Source organism: Nonomuraea sp. MG754425 (genome assembly GCF_021699195.1).
Lineage (GTDB): Bacteria > Actinomycetota > Actinomycetes > Streptosporangiales > Streptosporangiaceae > Nonomuraea.
In genome coordinates, this window is sequence record NZ_SSXE01000323.1 from 1 (window position 1) to 6434 (window position 6434).

Annotated in this window: 6 protein-coding genes; 2 read left to right on the forward strand and 4 right to left on the reverse strand. The window is 72.5% G+C overall.

Going from position 1 to position 6434, the window contains the following annotated elements; all coding sequences use genetic code 11:
• Positions 1-226: 226 nt before the first annotated feature.
• From FAF44_RS51440 to FAF44_RS51455, 4 genes are all read right to left on the reverse strand, one after another.
• Positions 227-1078: a metallophosphoesterase gene (locus tag FAF44_RS51440; RefSeq protein WP_237110810.1), complete on the reverse strand. Its 852-nt coding sequence runs from the start codon at positions 1076-1078 to the stop codon at positions 227-229.
• Positions 1079-1396: 318 nt separating this feature from the next.
• The gene (locus FAF44_RS51445) at positions 1397-2164 is read right to left on the reverse strand and encodes an ATP-binding cassette domain-containing protein (protein WP_237110811.1); all 768 of its coding nucleotides are present in this window, start codon (positions 2162-2164) and stop codon (positions 1397-1399) included.
• A complete protein-coding gene (locus tag FAF44_RS51450) occupies positions 2161-3192 on the reverse strand; it encodes an ABC transporter permease (protein WP_237110812.1) in 1032 nt (343 codons plus the stop codon). Before FAF44_RS51450 ends, FAF44_RS51445 begins: the two co-directional genes overlap by 4 nt.
• Entirely contained in the window at positions 3189-4172 is a 984-nt protein-coding gene (locus FAF44_RS51455; RefSeq protein ID WP_237110813.1) for a sugar ABC transporter substrate-binding protein, read from the reverse strand. Before FAF44_RS51455 ends, FAF44_RS51450 begins: the two co-directional genes overlap by 4 nt.
• A 124-nt stretch (positions 4173-4296) precedes the next feature.
• Here FAF44_RS51455 and FAF44_RS51460 point away from each other — a divergent pair, with 124 nt between their 5' ends.
• Both FAF44_RS51460 and FAF44_RS51465 read left to right on the forward strand, forming a co-directional pair.
• Entirely contained in the window at positions 4297-5571 is a 1275-nt protein-coding gene (locus FAF44_RS51460; protein WP_272896192.1) for a phytase, read from the forward strand.
• 77 nt (positions 5572-5648) lie between these two features.
• Positions 5649-6434: MFS transporter (locus FAF44_RS51465; protein ID WP_237110815.1), on the forward strand; the 786-nt coding region annotated here is incomplete at its 3' end.

Here is a 6434-nt window from a genome sequence, read left to right on the forward strand (position 1 = left end):
GAACCTCACCACACCACGCATAACCCGCTCCTCCCGCCCCGGCGGCGGACATCCTCCCATGCCCGCCCGTTCCCCTCCATGCCGCCACCGGCCGAAGCGGACAGGACCCCACCGACGGGGCAGCGCCTCACGCGGCAGCCGCCACTCCCCACCGTGGCCGACGGGCCCTACCGGCGGCGCAGCACCGCACGCGGCAGCCACCGCCCCCCGCCGAGGCCGACGGGCCCTACCGGTGGGGCAGGACCTCGCGTGGCAGCCGCCGTTCCCCCGGGCGCTGCTTCCACTCCCTCGGGTAGCCGAGCGAGACCTCCTCGAAGCGCACCCCGTCGTGCCACGTGACGCGCGGGATGTGCAGGTGGCCGTAGATCATCGCCGCCGTCCGGTACCGGCGGTGCCAGTCGTGCGTGGCGGTGGTGCCGCACCACTGCGCGAACTGGGGGTAGCGCAGGATGTCCGTCGGCTCGCGCACCAGCGGGTAGTGGTTGACGAACACCAGCGGCACGTCGTCGTCCAGTTCCGCCAGCCGCCGCTCGGTCAGCTCCACCCGGGCGCGGCACCAGGCGTCGCGGGTCGGGTACGGGTCGGGGTGCAGGACGTACTCGTCGGTGCAGACCACCCCCGTGCTGTGGGCGTAGGCCAGGGCGCTGTCCTTGGTGTGGTGCCCCGGCGGCAGGAACGTGTAGTCGTACAGGAGGAACAGCGGCACGATCCGCACCGGGCCGCCCGCGCCCTGAAACAACGGGTACTCGTCCTCCGGGGTGACGATGCCCAGCTCGCGGCAGAGCCGGACCAGCAGCTCGTAGCGCTCCACCCCGCGCAGGTCGGGCGTCTCGCCCGGGACGGTCCACAGCTCGTGGTTGCCCGGCACCCAGACCACCCGTTCGAACCGCTCGGCCAGCAGGCTCAGCGCCCACGTGATGCCGGTCAGCCGCTCCCCCACGTCGCCGGCCACCAGCAGCCAGTCGCCGGGGGTCACCGGTTTCAGCTCCTCCACGACGGCCCTGTTCTCGGGGTAGCCGATGTGCAGGTCGCTGACCGCCAGCAGCCTGCTCGCGCCTGACCGCTCCGCCTCCGCCAACGGGGGCCTCCTTCCGGGGGTGCCGTTACGAGCATGCCACGCGCGGCGGCGCAGGCGCGGACCGCCCGGGACGGAGCCCCGGGCGGTTTCCGTCGCCGGGGTAATAACGGCCCCAGGGGTCTTCCCGGCCAGGGCGCTGACACGGCCGAGCGCCTTTACTTAGTAGATTCCGGGCGTCCGCGCCGCCCGTCCCAGGACGGCGTGCCCGCTCATCGTCGTGATCATGGTGATCCCCCGGCCTCTCGACGCGTGCCCAGGGGTTCCTTCCTGAACGGCCCTCCAGGTGACCGCCCGGATGCGTCAAACGTCGGCCAAACCTCACTCGCGCCGCAGCTCGTGCGCCAGTTCCTCCAGCTCCGCCCCGCCCGCCATGAGGGCGGTCAGCTCCTGGGCGGTGATGTCGTCCTTGCCGTACTCGCCGACGGCGGTGCCCCGGTTGAGCAGCAGGAACCGGTCACCCACCGGGTAGGCGTGGTGCGGGTTGTGGGTGATGAAGACGACGCCGAGCCCGCGGTCACGGGCCCGCGCGAGGTAGCGCAGCACCACGCCGGCCTGCTTGACCCCGAGCGCGGAGGTGGGCTCGTCGAGGATGAGGACGCGGGCGCCGAAGTACACCGCCCTGGCGATGGCCACCGACTGCCGCTCGCCGCCGGACAGCGTGCCGACCGGCTGGTCCACGTCGCGGATGTCGATGCCCATGGCGCGCAGTTCCTCGCGGGCCACCCGCCGGGCCCTGGCCACGTCGAAGGCCAGGCCCTTGCGCGGCTCGGAGCCGAGGAAGAAGTTACGCCAGACCGACATGAGCGGGATCATCGCCAGGTCCTGGTAGACGGTGGCGATGCCGCGGTCGAGCGCGTCGCGGGGGCTGGTCAGGCGCACCTCCTCCCCGTCCACCAGGTACGCGCCCGCGTCGTGCCGGTGCACTCCCGCCAGGATCTTGATGAGCGTGGACTTGCCCGCGCCGTTGTCGCCGAGCACGCACACGACCTGCCCGGCCGCCACGCTCATCGACACCTCCCGCAGCGCCAGCACCGAGCCGAACGTCTTGCCGATGCCCCTGGTCTCCAGGAGCGGCCCGGCGCTCAATGCCGCACCTGCTCGGCGTAGCGGCGCACCAGGCGGTTGGCCAGCGTCGCCAGCAGCAGCATCGCGCCGAGGAAGAAGGTGAACCAGTCGGCGTCCCAGCCCAGGAACACGATGCCCTTGTCGGCCATGCCGAAGATCACGGCCCCGATCGCGGCCCCGACGGCGGAGCCGTACCCGCCGGTGAGCAGGCAGCCGCCGATCACCGCGGCGATGATGTAGATGAACTCCTGGCCGATGCCGATGTTGGCCTGCACGGACGTGTAGCGCAGCGCCAGGATCGAGCCGACCAGCCAGGCGGCGAACGCGGTGGTCATGAACAGCGCGATCTTCGTACGGGCGGCGGGCACGCCCACCGCGCGGGCGGCCTGCTCGTTGCCGCCCACCGCGAAGATCCAGTTGCCCGCCTTGGACCGGACGAGCACCCACGTGGCCACCGCGGTCACCAGGATCCACCACAGGATCGCCACCCGGAACGAGGTGCCGCCGACCGCGACGGTCCCGGCGAGCAGCGCGCTGGCCCCCTCGAAGCCCTCGGCCCGCCGCAGTCCGCTGACCTGCACCGTCCCGGTGATCGCCTTCGTCACGCCCAGGTTGACGCCCTGCAGCATCAGGAACGTGCCCAGCGTCACGATGAAGCTGGGCAGCCGGGTCCTGGTCACGATCAGCCCGTTGGCGAACCCGACGGCCAGCGCCACGACCAGCCCGGCGAGCATCGCCAGCCACACGTTGAAGCCGAACCGGGTGGCCAGCGTGACCAGGATCAGCCCGCTGGTGCCGGTCAGCACGCCCGCGGACAGGTCGAACTCGCCGCCGATCATCAGCAGCGCGACGGCGACCGCCATGATGCCGAGCGTGGCGGCCGGGTCGAGCCAGTTGGCGATGCCGGCGGGCGAGCGGAAGACCGGCGACTGCGCGGCGAAGAAGACGAACACGACCACGAGCCCGACCACCGCGCCGAGCTCGGGCCGGATGAGCAGGCGGCGGGCCGTCCCGACGTGGGCGATCCGCTCGTCGGCCGCCACCGTCATCGGGTGCCCGCCTCGGCCAGCTTGGCGACCTGCGCGGCGTTGTCCTTGGTCACGAACCCGGGGCCGGTGTTGACCGGCAGCCCGCCGCCGACCGTGTTGAGGTTGGACCGGTAGAGGTTGAGGAAGGTGATCGGCAGGTAGCCCTGGAGGTACTGCTGCTGGTCCACCGCGAACAGCACCTCCCCGTCGTTGATCGCCGTCACCACGTCGGCCGACAGGTCGAACGTGGCCAGCTTCGCCTGCGAGCCGGCGTCCTTGACGGCGTCCCTGGCGGCGATCGCGACGGCCGGGTTGAGCGACAGCACGCCGTTGACCTGCTGGTCGGACTGGAGCTTGGCGGCGACCTTGGAGGTGACGTCGGCCAGGTTGCTCACGTCCACCTGCAGCCGCTCGACCGTGCCGCCCAGCGTCTCCTCGGCGCCCTTGCAGCGCTGGTCGAGCCCGATGTTTCCGGCCTCGTGGATCACGCACAGCAGCTTGGTGACCCCGGCCGCCTTGAGCTGCTCGCCCGCGCCGCGCCCGGCGACGTCCTCGGACTGGCCGACGTGGGTGATCGCGCCGAACTCCTTGGACGAGCCGGCCCCGGAGTTGATCGTCACGACGGGGATCTTCGCGGCGACGGCCTTGCCGATGGCCTCCTTCAGCGCGTCGGGGTTGGCCATCGACACGACCAGGCCGTCCACCTTCTCGGAGACGGCCTGGTCGATGAGCTGCGACTGCTTGGCCGGGTCGCCGTCGCCCTGGTAGGTGACCCGCGCGCCGTACTGCTCGCCCGCGGCCTCCGCGCCGTTCTTGACGACGTCCCAGAAGGAGTCGCCGGGGGCGCCGTGGGTGATGACGGCGAAGCTCGCGCCGCCACCGCCGTCCGGGGCCGCGGAGGAGGCGGGCGGGGCGCTCTGCCCCTCTCCGGGCTGCGCGGACGAACAGCCGCTGACGGCGAGCGCGCCCAGCAGTGCCAGCACGATCGGGGTACGTCTCACAGGACACCTCCAAGACCAACAGGCTCGCCCCGGTTCTACCTCAATGTCATCTGTTTGTATAGACATGCTGACTTATGCGAGGTACGTTCGCTCCGCGTTCACGATGGCCGCCGATCGTGAGGAGATGCCTGTGCGTGCTTTCTTATCCACGGTCCTCCTGCTTGTCACCCCCTTCTCGCCCGTGACACAACCCGTGACGGAACCCGTGACGGAAAAGGTCGCCGTGGTGACGGCGTCCGCGGAGACGCCCGCGCTCTACGACGACGAGGCGGGCGGCAACGCCAACGGCGACGACCCGGCCATCTGGGTGCACCCCACCCGCCCGGACAGCAGCGTCGTGATCACCACCGCCAAGGAAGGCGGCCTGTACGTCTACTCCCTGTCCGGCGCGCAACTCCAGCACCTGCCCGCCCCGCCGCCACCCGGCCCCGGCCACGAGCCGGGACGGCTCAACAACGTGGACCTCGTGCCCGGCTTCCGCCTGTCCACCGGCGTGCGGGCAGACCTCGCGGTGGCCTCCGACCGGGGCCGCGACCAGCTCCGCGTCTACGCCGTCGATCCGGTCGCCGCCGCCGCGGGCCGGCCGCCGCTCACGGACGTCACCGACCCCTCGGCGCCGTTCGTGTTCCACACGACCCAGGAGGAGGTGGACGCGGCGCGCACCGCGTACGGGCTGGCCGCCGACGGGGCCGACATCGTCGTCAGCCGCCGCCACCGGACCACGCTCGGCCTGCTCCGGCTCGTCGCCGCCCCCGGCGGCAGGGTCACCTATCGCAACGTCCGCACCCTGGACCTGCCCGCGGCCTTCCCCCTGCCCGACGGGGCCACCTGGACCCCCTGCGCGGAGCCGGGCGAGCTGCCCCAGGTCGAGGGCATGGTCGTGGACCGCGCCCGCGGCGTCCTGTACGCGGCGCAGGAGGACGTCGGCATCTGGCGCCTGCGCGCGGACCTGACCGGCCGTCCCGTGCTGATGGACAAGGTCAGGGAGTACGGCCGCCAGGACACCTACGACCCGGCCACGGAGGAGTGCGCGCCCGGCCCGGACCGCGGCTTCGGCGGCAGGCACCTGTCGGCCGACGCCGAGGGCCTGACGATCTTCGAGGACGGGCGCGACGGCTACCTGCTGGCCTCCAGCCAGGGCGACGACACGTTCTCCGTCTACGACCGGGGCGACGGCCGCCACCTGGCCCGGTTCCGCGTCGCGCCCGGGAGGCGGGCGGACGGGGCCGAGGTCAGCGACGGCTCGGCGGTGACCTCGGCCCCGCTCGGGGCCGCCTATCCCGCGGGGCTGCTCGTGGTGCACGACGGAGCCGAGACGCCCGGGGACGGCGACCGGGAGGCGACCGGCTTCAAGCTGGTCGACTGGCGGGCCGTCGCCGGCGCGACCGGTCTGCGCTGAGGCCGGGCCGGGTCCGCTTCCCGCGATCTCGTGCGAGGTCATGACCGGAGGACGTCCAGCGGAGTAACGTTCCGCGTGTGACTGATTACGTTGCGTCACGGCCCGTCAGGGGGACGTCGCGGCGGCGGTGGGTCGTGCTGCTGCTGTGCTGGGCCTCGCTCACCATGACCTCCGTCGACCGCTCCGCCTGGGGCCCCGCGTCGCTGCAGGCGGGCGAGGCCCTGGGGGTGTCGCTGGCGGGGCTGGGGGCGTTCGCGACCGCCTACTACGTCGGGTACGTGCTGTCCAACCTCGGCGGCGGGATGCTCGGCGACCGGCTCGGGTGCCGGTTCGTGCTGTCGGGGTCGCTGTTCACGGCCGGCGGGTTCATGGTGGTGTTCGGGTTCGTGCCGTCGGCCGGGGCGGGGATCGTGGTGCAGGCGCTGATCGGGCTGTGCGCGGGAGCCGACTTCGCGGCCGGGGTCAAGCTGATCGCCTCCTGGTTCGGGGAGCGGGAGCGCGGGCTGGCGATGGGCGTGTTCACCATGGCCTCCTCGCTCGGCACGATGATCGCCAACGCGGTCGTGCCGCGCATGATCCAGTCGTACGACTGGCGGTCCTCGTACCACCTGTTCGGGGTGGTGTCGATGGCGCTGGCCCTGGTGTGCCTGGCGCTGCTGCGGGACCGGCGCGGCCCGTCCACGCGCCGGCCGCCGCTGCGCTGCCTCGTGCGCGACCGCGACCTGGTGATGCTCGGGCTGGCCGGGTTCGGCGGGCTGTGGGGCACCTACGGGTTCGTGACCTGGTCGCACACCCTCATGGTCACGGGCCACGGGATCGACCCGGTGGCGGCGGGGACGGTGGTGGTGGTGTTCGCGGCGGCG